The organism is Kineococcus lubricus (genome assembly GCF_050871965.1).
Taxonomy (GTDB): Bacteria; Actinomycetota; Actinomycetes; order Actinomycetales; family Kineococcaceae; genus Kineococcus.
Window position 1 is genome coordinate 1 of the sequence record NZ_JBJLSK010000045.1, and the last position, 21,050, is coordinate 21,050.

The 21,050-nt window shown below is 74.1% G+C and carries 12 protein-coding genes; 6 read left to right on the forward strand and 6 right to left on the reverse strand.

The window, feature by feature from the left end:
• Window positions 1-279: 279 nt before the first annotated feature.
• Genes ACRYRX_RS21055 through ileS form a run of 3 tightly spaced genes read right to left on the reverse strand, consistent with a single transcriptional unit; the run spans window position 280 to window position 5,449 of the window.
• A complete protein-coding gene (locus ACRYRX_RS21055; RefSeq protein ID WP_432515100.1) occupies window positions 280-645 on the reverse strand; it encodes a DUF4233 domain-containing protein in 366 nt (121 codons plus the stop codon).
• Entirely contained in the window at window positions 642-2,237 is a 1,596-nt protein-coding gene (locus ACRYRX_RS21060) for a bifunctional folylpolyglutamate synthase/dihydrofolate synthase (RefSeq protein WP_432515101.1), read from the reverse strand. Before ACRYRX_RS21060 ends, ACRYRX_RS21055 begins: the two co-directional genes overlap by 4 nt.
• Window positions 2,234-5,449, reverse strand: a complete 3,216-nt coding sequence (gene ileS / locus ACRYRX_RS21065) for an isoleucine--tRNA ligase (protein ID WP_432515102.1) — start codon at window positions 5,447-5,449, stop codon at window positions 2,234-2,236. Before ileS ends, ACRYRX_RS21060 begins: the two co-directional genes overlap by 4 nt.
• A gap of 481 nt (window positions 5,450-5,930) precedes the next feature.
• Between ileS and ACRYRX_RS21070 the strand changes: the two genes are divergently transcribed.
• The 5 genes from ACRYRX_RS21070 to ACRYRX_RS21090 all read left to right on the forward strand — a co-directional run bounded on the left by ACRYRX_RS21070 (window position 5,931) and on the right by ACRYRX_RS21090 (window position 14,005).
• Window positions 5,931-7,421, forward strand: coding sequence for a glycosyltransferase family 2 protein (locus ACRYRX_RS21070; protein ID WP_432515103.1), 1,491 nt, complete (start codon window positions 5,931-5,933; stop codon window positions 7,419-7,421).
• Window positions 7,422-7,583: 162 nt separating this feature from the next.
• Window positions 7,584-8,555, forward strand: coding sequence for an ABC transporter substrate-binding protein (locus ACRYRX_RS21075; RefSeq protein ID WP_432515105.1), 972 nt, complete (start codon window positions 7,584-7,586; stop codon window positions 8,553-8,555).
• Between the two features lie 74 nt (window positions 8,556-8,629).
• On the forward strand, window positions 8,630-9,850 hold the full coding sequence (locus ACRYRX_RS21080) for a thiolase family protein (RefSeq protein ID WP_432515106.1): 1,221 nt from the start codon (window positions 8,630-8,632) through the stop codon (window positions 9,848-9,850).
• Window positions 9,850-11,901 (forward strand): 3-hydroxyacyl-CoA dehydrogenase NAD-binding domain-containing protein, encoded by a 2,052-nt coding sequence (locus tag ACRYRX_RS21085; RefSeq protein WP_432515107.1) that lies wholly within the window; start codon window positions 9,850-9,852, stop codon window positions 11,899-11,901. Before ACRYRX_RS21080 ends, ACRYRX_RS21085 begins: the two co-directional genes overlap by 1 nt.
• A 160-nt stretch (window positions 11,902-12,061) precedes the next feature.
• Window positions 12,062-14,005 (forward strand): methyl-accepting chemotaxis protein, encoded by a 1,944-nt coding sequence (locus tag ACRYRX_RS21090; protein WP_432515108.1) that lies wholly within the window; start codon window positions 12,062-12,064, stop codon window positions 14,003-14,005.
• A gap of 117 nt (window positions 14,006-14,122) precedes the next feature.
• On the opposite strand, the gene ACRYRX_RS21095 is transcribed toward ACRYRX_RS21090, so the two are convergent.
• From ACRYRX_RS21095 to ACRYRX_RS21105, 3 genes are read right to left on the reverse strand one after another with little or no spacing between them, the layout of a single operon-like run.
• On the reverse strand, window positions 14,123-15,292 hold the full coding sequence (locus tag ACRYRX_RS21095; RefSeq protein ID WP_432515109.1) for an acyl-CoA dehydrogenase family protein: 1,170 nt from the start codon (window positions 15,290-15,292) through the stop codon (window positions 14,123-14,125).
• Window positions 15,289-16,791 (reverse strand): long-chain-fatty-acid--CoA ligase, encoded by a 1,503-nt coding sequence (locus ACRYRX_RS21100; protein ID WP_432515110.1) that lies wholly within the window; start codon window positions 16,789-16,791, stop codon window positions 15,289-15,291. The genes ACRYRX_RS21095 and ACRYRX_RS21100 overlap by 4 nt, the downstream gene beginning before the upstream one ends.
• Window positions 16,792-16,842: 51 nt before the next feature.
• Window positions 16,843-18,312 (reverse strand): GGDEF domain-containing protein, encoded by a 1,470-nt coding sequence (locus ACRYRX_RS21105; RefSeq protein WP_432515112.1) that lies wholly within the window; start codon window positions 18,310-18,312, stop codon window positions 16,843-16,845.
• An 83-nt stretch (window positions 18,313-18,395) separates the two neighbouring features.
• Here ACRYRX_RS21105 and valS point away from each other — a divergent pair, with 83 nt between their 5' ends.
• Window positions 18,396-21,017, forward strand: a complete 2,622-nt coding sequence (gene valS, locus ACRYRX_RS21110; RefSeq protein ID WP_432515113.1) for a valine--tRNA ligase — start codon at window positions 18,396-18,398, stop codon at window positions 21,015-21,017.
• The last annotated feature ends 33 nt before the right edge of the window (window positions 21,018-21,050 follow it).

A 21,050-nucleotide genomic window follows, 5' to 3' on the forward strand; every position in this document is an offset into this window, starting at 1 on the left:
CACCCCCCCCCCGCCAGCGCCCCCCCCCCCCCCCCCCCCCCCCCCCCCCCCCCCCCCCCCCCCCCCCCCCCCCCGCCCCCCCCCCCCCCCCCCCCCCCGCCCCCCCCCCCCCCCCCCCCCCCCCCCCCCCCCCCCCCCCCCCCGCGCCCCCCCCCCCCCCCCCCCCCGCGACGTCGAACTCGGTGAAGACGTCCCGGTCGAGCAGTTCCGCCGGCTGGGCGGCGGTGGGGTCGACGGCGATGCGCACGGTGGTCCTCCGGGTGGGTCGGGGCGGGTGGTTCACTGCTGCTCGGCGAGCCGGCGGGCGACCTCGGCCTTCTCCCGGTCGACGCGCCCGCCCACGCGCAGGGCGAAGAACCAGATGACGGCGAACGCGAACCCGATGCCGAACATCATCGGGACCACGAACCCGCTGGCGATCAGCACCAGCTGCACGACCCAGCCGACGGCGTACCCCACCGGGGACCGCAGCAGCCCGGCGGTCAGCAGGCACAGCAGGATCAGCGCCCCGCCGACGACGAGGTAGCTGACCCGCCGCTGCTCCATCGGGACGAGCCCGTACGCGACGAGCGTCGCGAAGAACACCAGCAGGGCCTCGCAGGCCAGCGTGGTCGCCGCGAACAGGCGTTTCGTGCTGCGCTTCACTGCTTGTCCTTCCCCAGCAGGGCCCGGGCGTCGCCGGCGAGGACGACGGACCCGGCGATGACGACGCCCGCGCCGGAGCCGCCGATGCCGCCCCCGGCGCCCGCCTCGGACTCGGCGAGGTCGACGGCGGTCGCGACGGCCTGGTCGAGGCGCTCGACGACGTGGACGCGGTCGGCGCCGAAGACGTCCTCGGCCAGTTCCCCGAGCTCGGCCGGTTCCATCCCGCGCGGGGAGCTGGACCGGGTGACGACGACCTCGGCCAGGACGGGCTCGAGGGCGTTCAGGACGCCCTCGACGTCCTTGTCCGCCATGACGGCGACGACCCCGACGAGCCGGCTGAGGGTGAACGCCTCGGCGATGGCCGCGGCCAGCGCCTCGGCTCCCGCCGGGTTGTGCGCGGCGTCGGCCAGGATCAGCGGGGAGGTGCGCAGCACCTCCATCCGGCCCGGGGAGGTGACGTCGGCGAACGCCGCCTCGACCAGCGCCGGCATCAGGGTCCCGCCGGGCATCGCCAGCAGCGCCTCGGCCGCCGACAGCGCGGTCGCGGCGTTCTCGGCCTGGTGCGCGCCGTGCAGGGGCAGGAACACGTCGGTGTAGACGCCACCGCGGGTCCGCAGCGACACCTGCTGCCCGCCGACGGCGAGCGTGCGGGCCTCCACGCCGAAGTCCAGGCCCTCGCGCACCACGGTGACGCGCTCGGCGGCGGCCTTGGCCAGCAGCACCAGGCCCGCCTCCTCCTCCTGCCGGCCCAGGACGACGGTCGAGCCGTGCTTGATGATCCCGGCCTTCTGGCCCGCGATCTCCTCCAGCGTCGACCCCAGCCACGTCTCGTGGTCCATGGAGACGGGCGTGACGACGGCGACGTCGGGCTGCACGACGTTCGTCGTGTCCCACGTCCCGCCCAGCCCGGTCTCGATGACGGCGACGTCGACGGGGGCGTCGGCGAACGCGGCGAAGGCCATCAGGGTGAGGACCTCGAAGAAGCTCATCCGGGGTTCGCCGCGCTCGGCGGCGCGCGCGTCGACGATCGTCACGACCGGCTCGACGTCGTCCCAGGCCCGCACGAACGCGGCGTGCGTGATCGGGTCGCCGTCGATGGAGATCCGCTCGGTGATGTCGGTCAGGTGCGGGCTGGTGAACCGGCCGGTCCGCAGGTCGTGCTCGCGGACCAGCCGTTCCACCATGCGGGCCGTGGAGGTCTTGCCGTTGGTGCCGGCCAGGTGCACCACGCGGTAGGACAGCTGCGGGTCGCCCAGCAGCCCGCACGCCTCCCGGACCCGGTCGAGGGTGGGGTGGATGCGGTGCTCGGGGTTGCGGGCCAGGATCGCGTCCACGACCTCGGTGAACCGGTCGTCCTCCTCCTCGGCGGGGGTGGCCGCGACCAGCTTGCCGGTGGAGTCCACGCGCGGGGAGCGGCGGTCCTGCGGGACCCGGCCGCGGCGCAGGCCGTCGGTGCCGAAGGCCTGCGCCCCGTCGTCGGTGTCGTCGGTGTCGTCGGTCCCGTCGCCGAGCGGGCCGAGGAGCTCGGCGAGCTCGGCGGCGGCGGCGTCACGGGGGTCCCGGCGGTCCTGGGGGTCTCGGGGGTCGCTCACCGGTCCACCTTCGTCACGGAGATCCGCACCTCGTGGCCCTCGACGGTGCCCACCAGCGTGGCCTCCTGCGGGCTGAGGGAGTCGGCCGAACCGCTGGACCCGAACTGCTGGGCCAGCGTCTCGTCCACGACGAGGCGCTGGTGCGTCACCAGCGCCTCCCAGACGGGGCCGTCGGCCGCCACGGTCAGGCGGATGCGGTCGGACACGTGCAGGCCCGCCTCGCGCCGGGCCTGCTGCACGAGCCGGACGACGTCGCGGGCGATGCCCTCGGCGGCCAGCTCGGGGGTGACGGTGGTGTCCAGGACGACGAACCCGCCGCCGTCGAGCGCGGAGGTCGCCAGCCCCTCCCGCGCCCCCTCGACGACGGTCGTCACCTCGTACTCCCCCTCGACGAGCTCGATGCCGCCCGCGACGACGGTGCCGTCGGGACGTTCCTCCCAGTCGCCGCTCTTGGACCCCTTGATGGCCTGCTGGACGGACTTGCCGAGCCGGGGCCCGGCGGCGCGCGCGTTCACGGTGAGCTTGGCGACGACCCCGTGCTCCACGGCCCGCTCGATCGGGCCCAGCGTCACGGACCGGACGTTCACCTCCTCGGCGACGAGCTGGGCGAACGGTTCCAGCGCCGCGGGGTCGGCGACGAGGACCTGGACCTCCTCCAGCGGCAGCCGCACCCGCAGGCCGTTGGCCTTGCGCAGCGCCAGGACGCTGGAGCAGGTCGCGCGGGCCTCGTCCATCGCGGCCACCAGGGCCGGGTCGGCGGGCAGGTCGAGGGCGTCGGGCCAGTCGGTCAGGTGCACCGAGCGGCCCCCGGTCAGGGCCCGCCAGATCTCCTCGGAGAACAGCGGCAGCAGCGGGGCGAGCATCCGCGTCGTCGTCTCCAGCACCGTGTACAGGGTGTCGAAGGCGTCCCGGGCCCGGTCGGACTCCCCGTCCCAGAACGCCGACCGCGAGCGCCGGACGTACCAGTTCGTGAGGGAGTCCAGGAACTGCCGGGCGGTCTCGCAGGCGCCGGCGATGTCGTAGGCGTCGAGCTGGGCGGTGACCGTCGCGACGGTGTCGTGCAGCTTGGCCAGGACGTAGCGGTCCAGCACGTCGGGCGAGCCGGTCCGCCAGCGCGGGGTGTGGCTGGAGGTGCCGGCGTACAGCTGGAAGAACTGGAAGGTGTTCCACAGCGGCAGCAGGACCTGCCGGACGGAGTCGCGGATGCCCTGCTCGGTGACGATGAGGTTCCCGCCGCGCAGGACCGGCGAGCTCATGAGGAACCAGCGCATGGCGTCGGAGCCGTCGCGGTCCAGGACCTCGGAGACGTCGGGGTAGTTGCGCAGCGACTTGCTCATCTTGCGGCCGTCGTCGCCGAGCAGGATGCCGTGCGAGACGGCGGTGCGGAACGCCGGGCGGTCGAACAGCGCGGTGGCCAGGACGTGCAGCGTGTAGAACCAGCCGCGGGTCTGCCCGATGTACTCGACGATGAAGTCGCCGGGGTAGTGCGACTCGAACCACTCGGTGTTCTCGAACGGGTAGTGGACCTGCGCGAACGGCATGGAGCCGGACTCGAACCAGCAGTCCAGGACCTCCGGCACGCGGCGCATGGTCGACTTCCCGGTGGGGTCGTCGGGGTTGGGCCGGGTGAGCTCGTCGACGTGCGGGCGGTGCAGGTCGTCGGGGCGGACGCCGAAGTCGCGTTCGAGGTCGTCGAGGGACCCGTAGACGTCGACGCGCGGGTAGGTCGGGTCGTCGGAGGTCCAGACGGGGATCGGGCTGCCCCAGTAGCGGTTGCGGCTGATGGACCAGTCGCGGGCGCCTTCGAGCCACTTGCCGAAGGAGCCGTGCTGGACGTGCTCGGGGACCCAGGTGATCTGCTCGTTCAGCTCGACCATGCGGTCGCGGATCGCGGTGACCTTGACGAACCAGCTGGACACGGCGCGGTAGATCAGCGCGTTCCCGCAGCGCCAGCAGTGCGGGTAGGAGTGGTCGTAGGTCTCCAGCCGCAGCAGGACCGCGCCGGAGGGCACGCCGTCGCGCAGGGCGCGGTTGATCTCCTTGTTGGCGTCGAAGACGTGCATCCCGGCGAAGTCGGTGACCTCGGCGGTGAAGGTGCCGTCGGCGGCGACGGGCACGACGGGGACGATGCCGGCGGCGTCGGTGACGAGCTTGTCGTCCTCGCCGAAGGCGGGGGCGATGTGGACCAGGCCGGTGCCGGAGTCGGTGGTGACGTAGTCGGCGGCGAGGACCTGGTGGGCGTTCTCGCGGCCGGCGAAGTAGCCGAACGGCGGGACGTAGCGGCGGCCGAGCAGCTCGGACCCGCGGTGGCGGGCCACGACGCGGTCGGCGGCGTCCTCGCCCAGCTCGCGGGCGTAGTGCCCGAGGCGGTCGGCGGCGAGCAGGAACCTCTCCCCCTCGTGCTCACCGGTGCCGGTGAGCACGACGTACTCCAGGTCGGGGTGGACGGCCATGGCGAGGTTGCTGGGCAGCGTCCACGGCGTGGTGGTCCAGATGAGGCCCAGGACGCCGTCGAGGTCGTCGCCGGCGTCGGTGAACCGGAACCCGACGGTGACGGCGGGGTCCTGGCGGTTGCGGTAGACGTCGTCGAGGCGGGTCTCGGAGTTGCTCAGCGGGGTCTCGCAGCGCCAGCAGTAGGCCAGGACGCGGAACCCCTCGTAGACCAGGCCCTTGTCCCACAGGGTCTTGAAGGCCCACATGACCGACTCCATGTAGTCGGTGTCGAGGGTCTTGTAGTCGTTCTCGAAGTCGACCCAGCGCGCCTGGCGGGTGACGTACGCCTCCCACTCCCGCGTGTACTTCAGCACCGAGGTGCGGCAGGTGTCGTTGAACGCGGCGATCCCGAGGGCCTCGATCTCGGACTTGTGGGTGATGCCGAGCTGCTTCTCGGCCTCGACCTCGGCGGGCAGGCCGTGGGTGTCCCAGCCGAAGCGGCGTTCCACCTGGTGCCCGCGCATGGTCTTGTAGCGCGGGACGAGGTCCTTGACGTACCCGGTCAGCAGGTGGCCGTAGTGCGGCAGGCCGTTGGCGAACGGCGGGCCGTCGTAGAAGACGAACTCCCCGGCGGCCGAGCCCTCGCGGGCGTCGACGCTGGCGCGGAAGGTGTCGTCGCGGGCCCAGGAGTCCAGGACGCGCTGCTCGATGGCGGGGAAGCCGGGACTGCTCGTGCCCTCACCCGGGGCCTGCGGGGTTCCTGTGACGTCCTCGGACACCGTGTCTCCTCGACTGAACCGCTCCAGCCGCGAGGACGACGCCCGCCGGGGCCGGCGGTGCCGCGGTACCACCCCGCTTGCCGTCCCGCCCCTCCCCGCGGGGAGGGTCGTGGACGACCTCTCGTCCGGCTGTCACGGGCCGCACCCGTCCGGGTCTAGTGAGCCCCTGGGGGGCCGTTCTTCCGGAGGCTCACCGGTGATGGCCGGGTCGACGCCTGTGCGGTCATCGTAACCGCCGGGACGGCCGGGGTCTTCCCCGGACGCCGCGGATCACGACGGAGCGCGAGTACTGCTGACGGTGCGTCAGGGGATCTGCAACGTTCACTCACCCTGCGTGATGACAGCGGGTCCAAGTGGCTCCTTCATCACCACAGCGTTACCTCGTGCGGCGGAACGCAGCTACTGGTGCAGCAATCGGCTACCTAACGTCACTGGTGAGCCCGCCCCACACCGCCCGTCACCGCCCCGGAGGCAGTCCCCCATGGCCGTTCAAGACCTCGCCCCCCTCCTCGTCCAGCCCGAGCCGCGGGTCGTCGAGGGCACCGTCGTGCTCAGCCCGGGCGTGCCCGCCCCCCGGGCCGGGATCGCCGAGCGCATCGCGGACGCGGCCGTGTCCGCCCGGCGCGTGCTCGAGGTCACGATCCACCGCCTGCGCTACAAGCCGGCGACGCGCCGCACCGCCCGCATGGCCGTCCTGCTGCCCGCGCACAACGAGGAGCAGGACATCGAGGCGTGCCTGGACTCCCTGCTGACCCAGACCCGCACCCCCGACCTCATCGTCGTCATCGCCGACAACTGCACCGACGACACCGTGCGGATCGCCCGGCGCTACCGCGGGGTCAAGGTCATCGAGACCAAGGGCAACACCGACGCCAAGGTCGGCGCGCTGGCCGCCGGCTACGCCGAGTTCCTGGCCGGCGGCGCGTTCGACGTCATGGTCTCCATGGACGCCGACGTCGTCCTGGACCCCGACTGCCTCGCCGACCTCGAGGCCGAGCTGCTCAAGACCCCCAGCGCCGCCGCGGTGTCGGCCAAGTACCACTTCGCCGAGGGGACCGGCGGCTGGTTCAACCGCCAGCTGGTGCGCGCGCAGAAGCTCGACTTCACCCAGTTCCAGGTCCGGGCCAACGAGCGCGCCCGGCGCACGACCATCGTCGGCGGGCAGTGCTCGGCGTTCCGGTTCAACGCCGTCGACGAGGTCGCCCGCCAGCACCGCCGCCCCGCCCCGTGGACCAACGAGACCGCCACCGAGGACGCGCAGCTGGGCCTGGAGCTGCAGGAGCTGGGCTGGACGACCGTCATGTCGGCCAGCGCCCGCGCCCAGGTCGGCGCCATGCCCACCGTGCGCGCGCTGTCGGGCCAGCGGGCCAAGTGGAACGCCGGCCTCATCGCCCTCATGACCTCGATGCCGCTGTCGAAGCGGACGCTGCCCTTCTGGCTCCAGCACATCGGCCTGGGCCTGAACGTGCTCATGCGCCTGGCGTTCGTGGCGCTGCTCGCGGCCTCGGTGTCGGTCTCGCAGTTCGTGTGGTCCTGGTGGTGGCTGACCCCGACCGTCCTCGCGGCGCTCTACCAGCTGAAGATGGCGCACCTGTCCCCGCACCGCACCGCCGCCGACTACGTGTTCGCCGCGCTGTGGCTGCCCGGTGAGCTGTGGCTGTGGTTCTCCGGCTGGAACACCGCCAAGTCGTGGGTGACCCACCTCATGGGCACCCGCCGCGACCTGTGGGCGGCGCAGGCCGCGGCCGAGGCCGGCAAGCGCAGCGGCGGCGGCGGGGGCCTGCTGGCCACGCTCCTGGGCTCCGTCGTCCTCTCCTCCGTGGGCGCCTGGTACTGGCTGACCCAGGCCAGCGTGGAGTTCCAGCGCGTGGTGCTCACCGTCGGCTGGCGCGCGCTGGCGTTCCTCACGATCTGCGCGAGCGTCCTGCTCGTCGTCAAGCTGCTGCGTCCCACCCGCGGCCTGACCGCCTGACCCTCCGACGCCCCGCCCCGCCCCGCCCCGCGGCCCCCACCGCGGCGGCGGGGCTCCGTCGTCCCCGGGCACCGGCACCCGGCCTCGTTGAACGTGAGGCCAGGCTCAGCTAACTTCGACGCGCCCGGCGGTCGCCGGACCCCTGCGAACCCCGGAGCCGACGTGCCCACGCGCCGAGCCGTCCTGTCCACCACCCCGCTGGCCGCCCTGGCCGCCCTGGCCGCCTGCTCGTCGGGCACGGCCGCCGGGGAGGCCTCCCCCACCGGCGGCGGCACCACCACCGGCGGGTTCCCCCGCACCGTCGAGCACGACCTGGGCCGCACCGAGCTGGCGAGCGCCCCGCAGCGCGTCGTGTGCGCCACCGACGGCGCGGAGCTGTGCTCGCTGCTGGCCCTGGGCGTGCGGCCGGTCGGGTTCGGGCAGCGCAACGACCCGCTGCGCCCCTGGGTCCGCGAGCTGGCCCGCGGGATCCCCAGCTACGAGCTGGCCGGGGAGACGAACTTCGAGCAGCTCGCCGCCTGGGCCCCCGACCTGGTGCTCGTGCAGCGGGGCTACGCCACCGACCAGAACCTCCCGACGTACTCCGCGATCGACCCGACCGTCGTGACCAGCTTCATCGACTGGCGCACGAACCTGGAGCAGGTGGCCCGCGCCGTGGGCCGCGAGCAGGAGGCCGCCGACCGGGTCGCCGCCGTGGAGGCCTCCGTCGCCGCGACGGCCGCGGCGCTGCCCGCCGCCGCCCGGGCGGTGACCGTGCGGACCGTGGCGGCCTTCGACGACGGCAGCCTCTACGTCCTGAACGACACCTCCCCGGCCGGGAAGGCGGCCGCGGCCCTGGGCCTGCCGCCGCTGCCGGCGCGGGCCACCCCCGACGAGGCCGTCGAGGTGCTGTCCGCCGAGCAGCTCGTGCAGCTGGAGGGCGACCTGCTGGTGCTGCTGGACTTCGGCGCGGGCCGGGCCGCGACGGACGCGCTGCGCGCCCGCGAGGGGTTCCAGCGGCTCGACGTGGTGCGGGCCGGGCGCGTCGTCGAGCTCGGCGAGGAGGAGTCGAACCAGCTGTACTTCGACTCCGTCCTCACCGTGGAACCCAACGCGGACCTGCTGGCCCGGTTGGTGACCGAGGCCGCCGGGTAACCGGGACTCCCGGTACCGCTTACCTCGGTCAGCGCGTACGGTGGGCGCGGAAGCACCCGCGACGAGGAGGTCCAGTGGTCCCCACCCCCGCCCACCCGCAGCCCGGCCGGAGCGTCGTCTTCGCCGACGGCGTCCGCACCCCGTTCGGCAAGGCCCGCCCCGACGGCCTGCACGCCCGCACCCGCGCCGACGACCTCGTCGTGGCGTGCCTGCGCGAACTGCTGCGGCGCAACCCGACCCTGCCCCCCGAACGCGTCGAGGAGGTCGCGATCGCCGCGGCCACCCAGTCCGGGGACCAGGGCCTGGTCCTGGGCCGCAGCACCGCCCTGCTCGCCGGGCTGCCCGTCACCACCCCCGGGTACGCGATCGACCGCTGGTGCGCCGGGGCGATGACGGCCGTGACGACGACCGCGGCCTCCATCGCCGTCGGCGCCCTCGACGTCGCGCTCGCCGGCGGCGTCGAGCACATGGGCCACCACCCCCTCGGGCAGGGGATGGACCCCAACCCCCGCTTCCTCACCGAGCGCATCGTCTCCCCCGACGCCCTCGACATGGGCAAGACCGCCGAGGCGCTGCACGACCGCTTCCCGCAGCTGACGAAGCGGCGCGCCGACGAGTACGCCGCGAACTCCCAGGCGAAGTTCGCCAAGGCCGTCGCGAACGGGCAGGTCGGCGCCGACCTCGTCCCCGTCGCCACCCTCGACGCCGAGGGCGCCTGGGGCCTGGCCACCGCCGACGAGCTCGCCCGGCCCGGCACCACCGTCGAGGCGCTGGCGGGCCTGCGCACCCCCTTCCGCCCGCACGGGCGCGTCACCGCCGGCAACGCCTCCCCGCTGACCGACGGCGCCACGGCGTGCGTCGTGGCCGCCGAGGACGTCGCCGCCGAGCTCGGCCTGGAGCCCAGGATGCGGCTGGTGGGTTTCGCCTTCGCCGGCGTCGAACCGGGCGTCATGGGTCTGGGGCCGATCCCGTCCACCGAGAAGCTGCTGCGGCGCACCGGGATCGGCATCGAGGACATCGGGCTGTTCGAGCTCAACGAGGCGTTCGCGGTGCAGGTGCTCAGCTTCCTGGACCACTTCGGCATCGCCGACGACGACGAGCGGGTCAACCCCTACGGCGGCGCCATCGCCATCGGGCACCCGCTGGCCGCCTCCGGGGTCCGGCTGATGACCCAGCTCGCCCGGCAGTTCTCCGAGCACCCCGAGGTCCGCTACGGCCTCACCGCCCTGTGCGTGGGGCTGGGGCAGGGCGGTTCGGTCCTGTGGGAGAACCCGAACTGGGAAGGGGCGAACTGATGCCCGTCCACGTCCGCACCCTCGACCTGCCCGCCGCCGCCGGCGGCAGCGGCAGCGCCGGCCGGGTCGCCCTGCTGACCCTCGACCCGGGCGACCCGCGCCGGCCCTTCGTCCTGGGCCCGGACACCCTGCCCGAACTGGGACGGGCGGTCGAGGAGGCCGAGCGCCTCGTGCGCGACGAGGGCCTGGTCGCCGTCGGCGTCACCGGCGTGGGCGGCGTGTTCTGCGCCGGGGCCGACCTGAAGTCCGTCGCCGGGGTCACCACCCGCGAGGACGCCGTCGCCACCGCCGAGCTCGGGCACCGCGTCCTGGGCCGGTTCGCCGACCTGCCCGTGCCCACCTTCGCCTACGTCAACGGCCTCGCCCTCGGCGGCGGCCTGGAGACGGCCCTGCACTGCACCCACCGCACGGTGTCCGACCAGGTCCGCGGCCTCGGCCTGCCCGAGGCGCACCTCGGCCTCGTCCCCGGCTGGGGCGGCACGTACCTGCTGCCGCACCTGGCCGGCCCCGACGTCGCCGTGCGCGTCGCGATCGAGAACGCGCTGGCGGGGAACAAGACCCTCACCGGCCCGCAGGCCCACGAGGCCGGGATCGCCGACGCCGTGTTCGCCTCGGCCGACTTCCTCGTGCAGTCGCTGCGCTGGACCGCCGCCGTCCTGGCCGGGCAGGTGCGCGTCGAACGGCCCGGACCGGCCGACGAGGCCGCCTGGGAGGCCGCGGTCGCCCGCGGCCGGGCCGTCGCCGACGCCCGCGTCCACGGCGCCGCCCCCGCGCCCTACCGGACGCTGGACCTGCTCGCCGCGGCCCGCGCGAACGACCGGGCCACGCACTTCGCCGCCGAGGAGGCCGCCCTGGGCGACCTCATCCTCTCCGGGGAGCTGCGCGCCGGGCTGTACGCCTTCGACCTCGTCCAGCGGTACGCCCGCAAGCCGGCCGGCGCCCCCGACCCGGACCTGGCCCGGGACGTCACCAGCGTCGGCGTCGTCGGTGCCGGGCTCATGGCCTCCCAGCTGGCCCTGCTGTTCCTGCACCGCCTCCAGGTGCCCGTCATCCTCACCGACGTCTCCGCCGACCGGGTCGAGAAGGGCGTCGCGTTCGTCCGCGACGGCGTGCAGGACCTGCTGCGCAAGGGCCGGATCACGCAGGACACCGCCAACCGCCTCACCGCCTCGGTCTCGGGGTCGGTGGACACCTCGGCCCTGTCCGGCTGCGACTTCGTCATCGAAGCCGTCTTCGAGGAGCTGTCCGTCAAGCAGGACGTGCTGCGCGAGCTCGAACCGCTGCTGCGCCCCGACGCCGTCATCGCCACCAACACCAGCTCGCTGCCGGTGACCGCGATGGCCTCGGTGCTGGAGCACCCCGGGCGGTTCGTCGGGTTCCACTTCTTCAACCCCGTCGCGGTGCTGCCGCTGGTGGAGGTCGTGCGGACCGCGACGACCGACGACGCCGCCCTGGCCACCGCGTTCGCCGTGGGGAAGCGGCTGAAGAAGACGTGCGTGCTCGTGCGCGACGCGCCCGCGTTCGTCGTCAACCGCATCTCCACGCGGATGTTCGACGAGGTCGTGCGCGCCCTGGACGCCGGCACCCCGCTGCTGGAGGTCGAACGCAGCCTGGACCCCCTCGGGCTGCCGATGTCGCCGTTCCGGCTGGCGCACTTCGTCGGCCCGGCCGTCATGCTGCACGTCCACGAGACCCTCGCCGACGCCTTCCCCGACCGCTACCGCGTCTCGGAGAACCTGCGGCGCTGGGTCGAGGCGGGCGGGCCGGCGCTCGTCACCCCCAAGGGGCCGCTCGCGGGGACCGGGGCCGCCGACGGCCTGTTCCAGGTCGGGACCGAACCCCTCACCGCCGAGCAGGTCCTGCACCGCGTCCAGGACGCGCTGGCCGACGAGGTGCGGCACGTGCTCGACGAGGGCGTCGTCGCCGGCCCCGAGGACGTCGACGTGTGCCTCGTCCTGGGGACCGGGCACCCGCTGTTCACCGGGGGCATCACGCCCTACCTGGACCGCGTCGGGGCCAGCGAGCGCGTCACCGGTCGCCGCTTCCACTGAGCGGCGGCGCCGGCCGGCCCCACGGCTCCCACGGCTCCCGGGGCCCCGTCCACCGGGCGGGGCCCCGGGAGGTCCGGCTCTCAAGTACGGTCTGTCGACAGCCGAACACCTCCGCACGACCCCTCGACCGCCGAGGTGGTCCACGGAGGGGCAGGCAGCAGTGCGCAGCATCAGGACCCGGCTCGTCGCGAGCACCCTCACGATGGTCGTGACCACCCTGACGTCGCTGGTCGTCGTCACGACCGTGAAGAGCGACTCCTTCGGCCGCGAGCAGGCCACCGAGTACACCTCGCAACTGGCGCAGACCAACGCCGCCCAGGTCCAGGAGCAGCTGGCCGGGTCCGTCCGCACCGTCACCGACCTCGCCGGCGGCATGGCCGCCCTGCGCCAGCGGGGCGCCCTCACCCGGGCCGCCGCCTCCGAGCTCGTGCGCGCCACCCTCGAGGCCCACCCCGAGTTCGTCGGGATGGGCACCGGCTGGGAGCAGAACGCCCTCGACGGCCGGGACGCCGAGTTCGCCGGGACCGCCGACACCGACGCCACCGGGCGCGTCATCCCCTACTGGTTCCGCAGCGGCGGCTCGCTGGCCGTCACCCCCCTGACCGACCTCGACGACGCCACCGTCAGCACCTGGTACTGGACGCCGAAGCAGACCGGGGAGGTGTTCTTCACCGAGCCCTACGAGTACGCCGTCGACGGGGAGACCGTCCTGATGGCGACGGCCGCCGCGCCCGTCGTCGTCGACGGCACGTTCCTCGGCGTCGTCACGGCCGACCTGTCCCTGACGAGCCTCACCGAGTCGATGGCCGCGATCGAGCCCTACGGCACCGGCTTCGCCTCCCTCATGACGGACGCCGCGACCGTCGTCACCTCCCCCGACGCCGACGCCCTCGGCGCGCCCGCCACGGGCGCGGCGAAGGACCTCGCGCTGGCCGTCGCCTCCTCGGGCACCACCGCGACCACCAGCACGGGCGACTCCCTCGTGGCCGTGGCCCCCGTCCGCGTCGACGAGGACCAGACCTGGACGCTGCTCGTCAGCGCCCCCAGCTCCTCCGCGCTGGCCGCCAGCCACTCGCTGCGGACCACGACCGTGCTGCTCGGCGTCCTCGCCGTCCTCGTCGCCGGCGTCGTCACCTGGGTCATCGGCACCGGCATCAGCCGCCCGATCGCCCGGCTGCGCGACAGCCTGGCCGACATCGCCGACGGCGACGGCGACCTGACCAAGCGCGTCGACGAGACCCGCCGCGACGAGCTGGGGCAGCTCGGCGGCGCCTTCAACCGCTTCGCCGAGACGATCGCCGGCACCGTCCGGGAGGTCTCCGCCGAGGCCGAGACCCTCGCCGGGGCCGCCACCCGCCTCGACGGCACCCGCCGCCGGCTCGGGGAGGACGTCTCGGCCACCGCGCAGCGCTCCGGGCTGGTCGCCGACCAGGCCGGCACCGCCAGCGAGGAGGTCACCGGGATCTCCGTCGCGGCCGACCAGATGGGCCTGGCCATCTCCGAGATCGCCCGCGGCACCCACGACGCCTCGCGGATCGCCGCCGAGGCCGTCGACGTCGCCCGCAGCACCGAGCAGGTCATCTCCGAGCTGTCCTCCAGCTCCGCGGAGATCAGCGAGATCGTCGCCGCCATCACCTCCATCGCCCAGCAGACGAACCTGCTGGCCCTCAACGCGACCATCGAGGCCGCCCGCGCCGGGGACGCCGGGAAGGGTTTCGCGGTCGTCGCCGGGGAGGTCAAAGAGCTGAGCCTGCAGACCGCGCGCGCCACCGAGGACGTCGAGCACAAGATCGCCGCGCTGCAGGGCAGCGTGACGCAGGCGGCGGGGTCGGTGGCCCACATCGGGACCGTCATCGACCGCCTCGACGAGATCCAGGCGACCGTGGCCGCGGCCGTGGAGGAGCAGTCCGCGGTGACCGGCGACCTGGCGACGGGGGTGTCGCGGGCCGCCGAGGCGACCCGCACGATCGCCGGGACGATCGGCGAGGTGGCGCAGGTCGCCGAGCGGACCACGGCCAGCGCGGCCGAGACCGACGAGTGCTCGCGGCAGGTCGCGGGTGCGGCCGAGCACATGCGCGCCCTGGTCGGCCGCTTCAAGGTCTGACCCGGCGACCGGGGACCCGGCGATCAAGGACACCCGCACGGCGATCAAGGACACCTGTGTCCTTGATCGCCGTGCGGGTGTCCTTGACCGCCGTGCGGGTTTCCTCGACCGCCGGGGTCAGGTGAAGGAGGAGATCCCGGTGAGGTGGCGCCCGACGATGAGGGTCTGGATGGACTCGGTGCCCTCGTAGGTGTGCAGGGCCTCGACGTCGGCCATGTGCCGGGCGACGCGGTGCTCCAGCAGGATCCCGTTGCCGCCCAGAAGGTCGCGGGCCATCGCGGTGACGGCGCGGGCCTTGCGGGTGGCGTTCACCTTCGCCAGCGACGCCTGGGTGTCGGTGAGGCGGCCGGCGTCGGCGAGCTTGCCGACCCGCACGCAGAACAACTGCATGGCGGTGACCTCGGCGAGCATCTGCACGAGCTTGTCCTGGACGAGCTGGAACGAGGCGATCGGCTGGCCGAACTGCTTCCGCTCCAGGGAGTACGCCAGCGCCGTCTCGTAGGCGGCGGTGGCGTGCCCCAGCGCGCCCCACGCGATCCCGGCCCGGGTGGCGGACAGGACCCGGCCGGTGTCGCGGAAGCTGTTCGCGCCCGGCAGCCTGTTCCCCGCCGGGACGCGCACGCCGGTGAGGGTGATGTCGGCGTTGTGGATGGCGCGCAGCGACGCCTTGCCCTCGATGGCGGTGGCCTCGAAGCCGGGGGTGCCGCGCTCGACGAGGAAACCCTGCACCTGGCCGTCCTCCCCGCGGGCCCACACGACGCACACGTCGCAGACGGTCCCGAAGCCGATCCAGCGCTTGGCCCCGTCCAGGACGTACTCGTCGCCCTCGCGGCGCGCGGTGGTGGCCAGCGCGACGGCGTCGGAGCCGTGGTCGGGTTCGGTGAGGCCGAAGGCGCCGAGCACCTCCAGGCGGGCCATCGGCGGCAGCCAGCGCTCCTTCTGCTCCGGTGAGCCGAGGAAGGCGATGGAACGCATCGCCAGGCCGGCCTGGACCCCGAGCATCGTCGCGAAGCTGCCGTCGCCGCGGGACAGCTCCATGGTGATCAGCCCGGCGGCGGTGTGGCTCAGCGGCCGGATCCCCGGCCCCTCCAGGCCGTCCCCGACGAGGTCGAGCTGCCCGTACCGCTTCAGCAGGTCCAGCGGCATCTCGGCGCGCTCCCAGAACCCGCCGGCGACCGGGACGACCTCCTCGTCGACGAAGGCCCGCACGCTCGCCCAGACCTCGCGCTCGGCGTCGGTGAGGTCGGCGGCCAGGTCGAAGTAGTCGACTCCGGTGGGGCTGGTCATGACTGCGGCGTCCTCTCGGTGGGTGGGTGGATCTCGCGCTTGAGGATCTTCCCCGTGGGGCCCTTGGGCAGTTCGGAGACGATCCAGACCCGCCGCGGGTACTTGTAGGCGGCGAGCGCGTCCTTGACGTGCTGCTGCAGCTCCTGCGGGGTGGCGGTGGCGCCCTCCTTGAGGACGACGGCGGCCCCGACCTCCTCCCCCACCAGCGGGTCGGGGAACCCGACGACGGCGGCCTGCTCCACCGCGGGGTGCTCGTAGAGGACCTCCTCGACCTCGCGCGGGTACACGTTGTAGCCGCCCCGGTCGATCATGTCCTTGGCCCGGTCGACGATCGCGTAGTACCCGTCGCCGTCGCGGGTGGCGAGGTCGCCGGTGCGGAACCAGCCGTCCTCGGTGAAGGCCGCGGCCGTGGCCGCCTCGTTGCGCCAGTAGCCCTTCATGACGTTCTCGCCGCGGACCACGATCTCCCCCACCCCGTCGGTGACGGGTGTCCCGTCGGGCCCGCGCAGGTCCATCTCGCAGCCGTGGACGGGGACCCCGATGGTCCCGGGTTTGCGGACGGCGTCGGGGTGGTTGAAGGAGGCGACCGGTGAGGTCTCGCTCAGCCCGTACCCCTCGAGGACCTGGACCCCGAAGCGGGCCTCGAAACCGCGCAGCACCTCCACCGGCAGCGAGGCGCCGCCGGAGACGCAGGAACGCCACGACGACAGGTCGAACCCCTCCGCGCCCGGCTCGTTGAGCAGGGCGACGTACATCGTGGGGACGCCCGCGAAGTGGGTCACGCGGTCGCGCTGGACCACCGCGAGCGCCGCGGCGGCGCTGAAGCGCGGCAGCAGGGTCAGGGTGCGGCCGGCGACGAGGGCGGTGTTCATGGCGCAGGTCTGCCCGAAGGCGTGGAACAGCGGCAGCGCGCCGAGGACCACGTCGCCGGCGCCGAGCCGCAGGAGGCGTTCCTGGGAGGTGACGGCGTTGCTGACGAGGTTGTGGTGGGTCAGCTCGGCGCCCTTGGGCGAGCCGGTGGTGCCGGAGGTGTAGAGGATGACGGCGGTGTCGCCGGGGCCGGGTTCGTGCGCGGCGGGGTCGGGGTCGACCCCGGCGAGCAGGTCGGCGGCGGGGTCAACGACGACGACCCGGGTGCCGGTCCCGACGGCCCCGGCGTGGGCGGCGTCGGCGACGGCGTGCCAGACCAGGGCCAGGACGGCGCCGGAGTCGGCGAAGTGGTGGTTGACCTCGCGCCCGCGCAGCAGCGGGTTCATCGGGACGACGACGGCCCCGGCGCGCAGGACCCCGTGGTAGAGGACGGGGAACTGCGGGACGTTGGGCAGGACCAGCGCGACGCGGTCGCCGGGGCGGACGCCGTGCGCGCGCAGCAGGGCCGCGACGCGGGCGGTGGCCTCGTCGAGGTCGTGCCAGGTGAGGGCGTGCTCGTCGAGGCGGACCGCGACCTGGCCGGGGCGGGTGCGGGCGTGCTCGGTGAGCATCTGGGCGAAGCTGCGCATGCGGTGCTCCTGCGGACGTCGTCGTCGCTGGTGCGTGCAGCTTCGCACACGTCACCCGGCGCGGCGCGCGGGTCCCTCCACGTCGAGGGCGGGGGCGGGAGCCGTGCGGGTGCAGTCGCGCCCGGCGTGCTTGGCCGCGTACAGGGCCTGGTCGGCGCGGGCGACGAGGTGCACGGCGTCCTCGTGCCCGTCCCAGCGGGCCAGGCCGGCCGAGAAGGTCTGCCCCTCGGGCACGACGGCCCGCAGCCCGGTCAGCAGGTGCTCGACGCGGTCGGCGCCCAGCCCGCAGCTGACGAGCAGGAACTCCTCCCCGCCCCAGCGGGCCAGCTGCACCCCCGATCCGCGCAGCGCCGCGGTCCACGCCGAGGCGGCCCCCACGAGCAGGCGGTCCCCGGCCGGGTGGCCCAGGGTGTCGTTGAAGGCCTTGAAGTGGTCCAGGTCCAGCAGGGCCACGACGAGCGCGCTGCCCTCGTGCCGGGCCCGGGTGCGCAGCCGTTCCAGCTCGGCGTCGGCGCTGCGGCGGTTCAGCAGGCCCGTCAGGGGGTCGGTGCGGGCCAGGTCGCCCAGCAGGGCGGTCTGCTCGCGCAACCGGCCCAGCAGCGCCGCCATCCGCGCCACGACGAGCACGAAGAGGACCGCGGAGCTGACGACGACCGCCCAGCCCTCCGGGGGCAGCCCCAGCGCCAGCTGGAGGGCGAGGGTGCCGGGCGCGAGCAGGCTCGCCGCGGTCAGCACGACCAGGCGCAGGGTGCTGAACTCGTGCCGGCTGCTCGGGGAGGGGTCGGACAGGCGGCGCATCGAGGGGTGCAGCGCCGCCGCGCCCCACAGGACGTAGGACACGACGAAGACCCCGTCGACCCAGGTGGCGTCGTTGGTGGTGTACGCGTCGGCCCACTGCCAGAGGGCGTCGGCCAGCAGCATGGTGGAGGCGGCCCCCGCCATCAGGCCGAAGGCCCGCGAGCCGTGCCCGGCCGCGGCGAAGACCCGCACCAGCATGGCCAGGACGACGACGTCGCCGACGGGGTAGGCCAGCGCGACCAGCCCGGCGGGCAGGTCCTGGGGCAGCTCGGCCAGCGCCGGGCGCACCAGGAAGGTCCACGACAGCAGGCCGAAGCCGACGGCGAGGATGGAGGCGTCGATGACGCCTTCGCGGTCGGCGCCCGGCCGCGCCTGGCGGGCCATCCGCAGCATCGCGACGGCGATGAGGGGGTAGGCCAGCACGTAGAAGAGGTCGGGGACGTTGGGGAAGTCCTGCCAGTCCAGCCACGTGTAGCAGACGGCGTAGGTGATGTCGCCCAGCGCCCAGGCCAGCAGGCCGGCCGTCAGCGTCCACCAGGCCGAGGCCCGCTGCGGGCGGTGCAGGCGCGTCCCCACGGCGGTCGCGACGGCGGCGGACAGGCTGACGCAGGAGAACAGGGCGTCGTGCAGCAGACCCGCGGGCACGAGCACGCACAGGACCGCCACCACCGTGCTGCAGACGGTGTGGAGCTGCCAGGGCAGCGGGCGGTAGCGGGTGCGCACACCGCAGCATCGGCTGGTGGGGGCCCCACCTTCAGCGCGGGCACCGGATCGGGCGCGCGCCCGCGGCTGGAATGATGGGGGCCATGTCCGACCCCACCCCCGCCCCGCAGTTCCAGACCCGCGTCGCGCCCGGCGTCGAGGTACCCGACCGTCCCACCGTGGACGGCCTGGAGGAGCGCTGGGCCCCGCAGTGGCAGGAGCAGGGCACCTACGCCTTCGACCGGTCCGCGCAGCGCTCCGACGTCTACTCCATCGACACCCCGCCGCCGACCGTGTCCGGTTCGCTGCACGTGGGTCACGTGTTCAGCTACACGCACACCGACGTCGTCGCCCGCTTCCAGCGGATGCGCGGCAAGTCCGTCTTCTACCCGATGGGCTGGGACGACAACGGCCTGCCCACCGAGCGCCGGGTGCAGAACTACTACGGGGTGCGCTGCGACCCGACCCTGCCGTACGACCCGTCCTTCGTGCCGCCGGAGAAGGCCCCGAAGAACGACCGCGACTTCGTGCAGGTCTCGCGGCGCAACTTCGTGGAGCTGTGCGACCGGCTGACCGCCGAGGACGAGCAGGTCTTCGAGTCGCTGTGGCGGCGGCTGGGGCTGTCGGTCGACTGGTCGCACACCTACTCGACGATCTCGGAGTCGTCGCGGGCCACGGCCCAGCGCGCGTTCCTGCGCAACCTCGCCCGCGGCGAGGCGTACTCGCAGCAGGCCCCGACGCTGTGGGACACGACGTTCCGCACGGCCGTCGCGCAGGCCGAGCTGGAGGACAAGGACACCGAGGGCGCCTACCACCGCCTCGGCTTCCAGCCCACCGGCGGCGGCGACCCCGTCTTCATCGAGACGACCCGCCCGGTGCTGCTGCCCGCGTGCGTGGCGCTGGTGGCGCACCCGGACGACGAGCGGTACCAGCCGCTGTTCGGCACGACCGTCCGCACGCCGCTGTTCGGCGTCGAGGTGCCCGTCCTGGCGCACAAGCTGGCCGACCCCGAGAAGGGGTCCGGCATCGCGATGATCTGCACCTTCGGCGACACGACCGACATCACCTGGTGGCGCGAGCTGGACCTGGACAACCGGGCCGTCATCGGCCGCGACGGCCGGCTGCTGCGCGAGACCCCGGCGTGGCTGTCCGGTGCGGGGGCGGAGTTCTACGCGACCATCGCCGGCCAGACGGTGTTCTCGGCGCAGAAGGCCGTCGTGGAGGCGCTGCAGGCCTCCGGCGACATGGTCGGGGAGCCGAAGAAGATCGTGCACCCGGTGAAGTTCTACGAGAAGGGCGACCGCCCGCTGGAGATCGTCTCCACCCGCCAGTGGTACCTGCGCAACGGCGGCCGCGACACCGACCTGCGCTCGGCGCTGCTGGCGCGCGGCGGGGAGCTGGCCTGGCACCCCGAGCACATGAAGCACCGGTACGACCACTGGGTCTCGGGCCTGAACGGGGACTGGCTGATCTCCCGGCAGCGGTTCTTCGGGGTGCCGTTCCCGGTCTGGTACCCCCTGGACGGCGACGGGGAGCCGGTCTACGACTCCCCCATCGTCCCCGACGAGGCGTCGCTGCCGGTGGACCCGGCCGCCGAGGCCGCCCCGGGCTACACCGAGGACCAGCGCGGGGTCCCGGGCGGGTTCGCCGCCGACCCCGACGTCATGGACACCTGGGCGACGTCGTCGCTGACGCCGCTGCTGGCCGGCGGCTGGGAGCGCGACGAGGACCTGTTCTCCCGCGTCTACCCGATGGACCTGCGCCCGCAGGGGCAGGACATCATCCGCACCTGGCTGTTCTCCACGGTGGTGCGCTCGCACCTGGAGTTCGACGGGCTGCCGTGGGCGCGGACCGCGCTGTCGGGCTGGATCCTGGACCCGGACCGCAAGAAGATGTCGAAGTCCAAGGGCAACGTGGTGACGCCGCTGGCGCTGCTGGAGGAGTTCGGCTCCGACGCGGTGCGCTACTGGGCGGCGTCCTCGCGGCTGGGCACGGACGCCACGTTCGACACCGGGCAGATGAAGATCGGCCGCCGGCTGGCGATGAAGCTGCTCAACGCCTCGAAGTTCGTGCTGGGCCTGGGCGTGGAGCGCGGGAACGCGGCCGACCCCGCCGCGATCACCGAGCCGATCGACGCCAGCGTCGTCGCGCGGCTGTCGGCCGTCGTGCAGCAGGCGACCGAGGCGTTCGAGCGGTACGACCACGCCGCCGCCCTGGACGTGACGGAGAAGTTCTTCTGGAACTTCTGCGACGACTGGGTGGAGCTGGTCAAGGACCGCGCCTACGGCGCCCGGGGCGAGGAGGCGGCGGCCTCGGCGCGGGCCACCGCCGCGGTCGCGCTGCGGACGCTGCTGCGGCTGCTCGCGCCGTTCCTGCCGTACGCGGCCGAGGAGGTCTGGTCGTGGTGGCAGGACGGGTCCGTCCACACCGCGCCGTGGCCGGCCGTGGCCGAGCTGGGGACGGTCGACGCCGGCGCCGCGGGGGTGCTCCCGGCGGCCGGGCAGGCGCTGTCGGTGCTGCGCAAGGTCAAGAGCGAGGCGAAGGTCTCCCAGAAGACCCCGCTGTCGGCGGCCACGGTGTCCGGGCCGGCCGCGCTCGTGGAGGCCGCGCGCCGGGCCGAGGGCGACGTGCTCGCGGCCTCGCGGGCGGCGTCGATCGAGTGGGCCGTCGCCGACGGCGCCGAGACGCTGACCGCGCAGGCGCAGATCGCCCCCACCGAGGGCTGAGGACGCCGGGAGGCCCCCACCGGACGCACCGGT

What these genes read in the sequence shown, in the direction of transcription:
- ACRYRX_RS21100 (WP_432515110.1), bottom strand. Translation starts at nt 16,791, where the DNA reads ATGCGCAGCTTCGCCCAGATGCTCACCGAGCACGCCCGCACCCGCCCC.
- ACRYRX_RS21070 (WP_432515103.1), top strand. Translation starts at nt 5,931, where the DNA reads ATGGCCGTTCAAGACCTCGCCCCCCTCCTCGTCCAGCCCGAGCCGCGG.
- valS (WP_432515113.1), top strand. Translation starts at nt 18,396, where the DNA reads ATGTCCGACCCCACCCCCGCCCCGCAGTTCCAGACCCGCGTCGCGCCC.
- ACRYRX_RS21095 (WP_432515109.1), bottom strand. Translation starts at nt 15,292, where the DNA reads ATGACCAGCCCCACCGGAGTCGACTACTTCGACCTGGCCGCCGACCTC.
- ACRYRX_RS21085 (WP_432515107.1), top strand. Translation starts at nt 9,850, where the DNA reads ATGCCCGTCCACGTCCGCACCCTCGACCTGCCCGCCGCCGCCGGCGGC.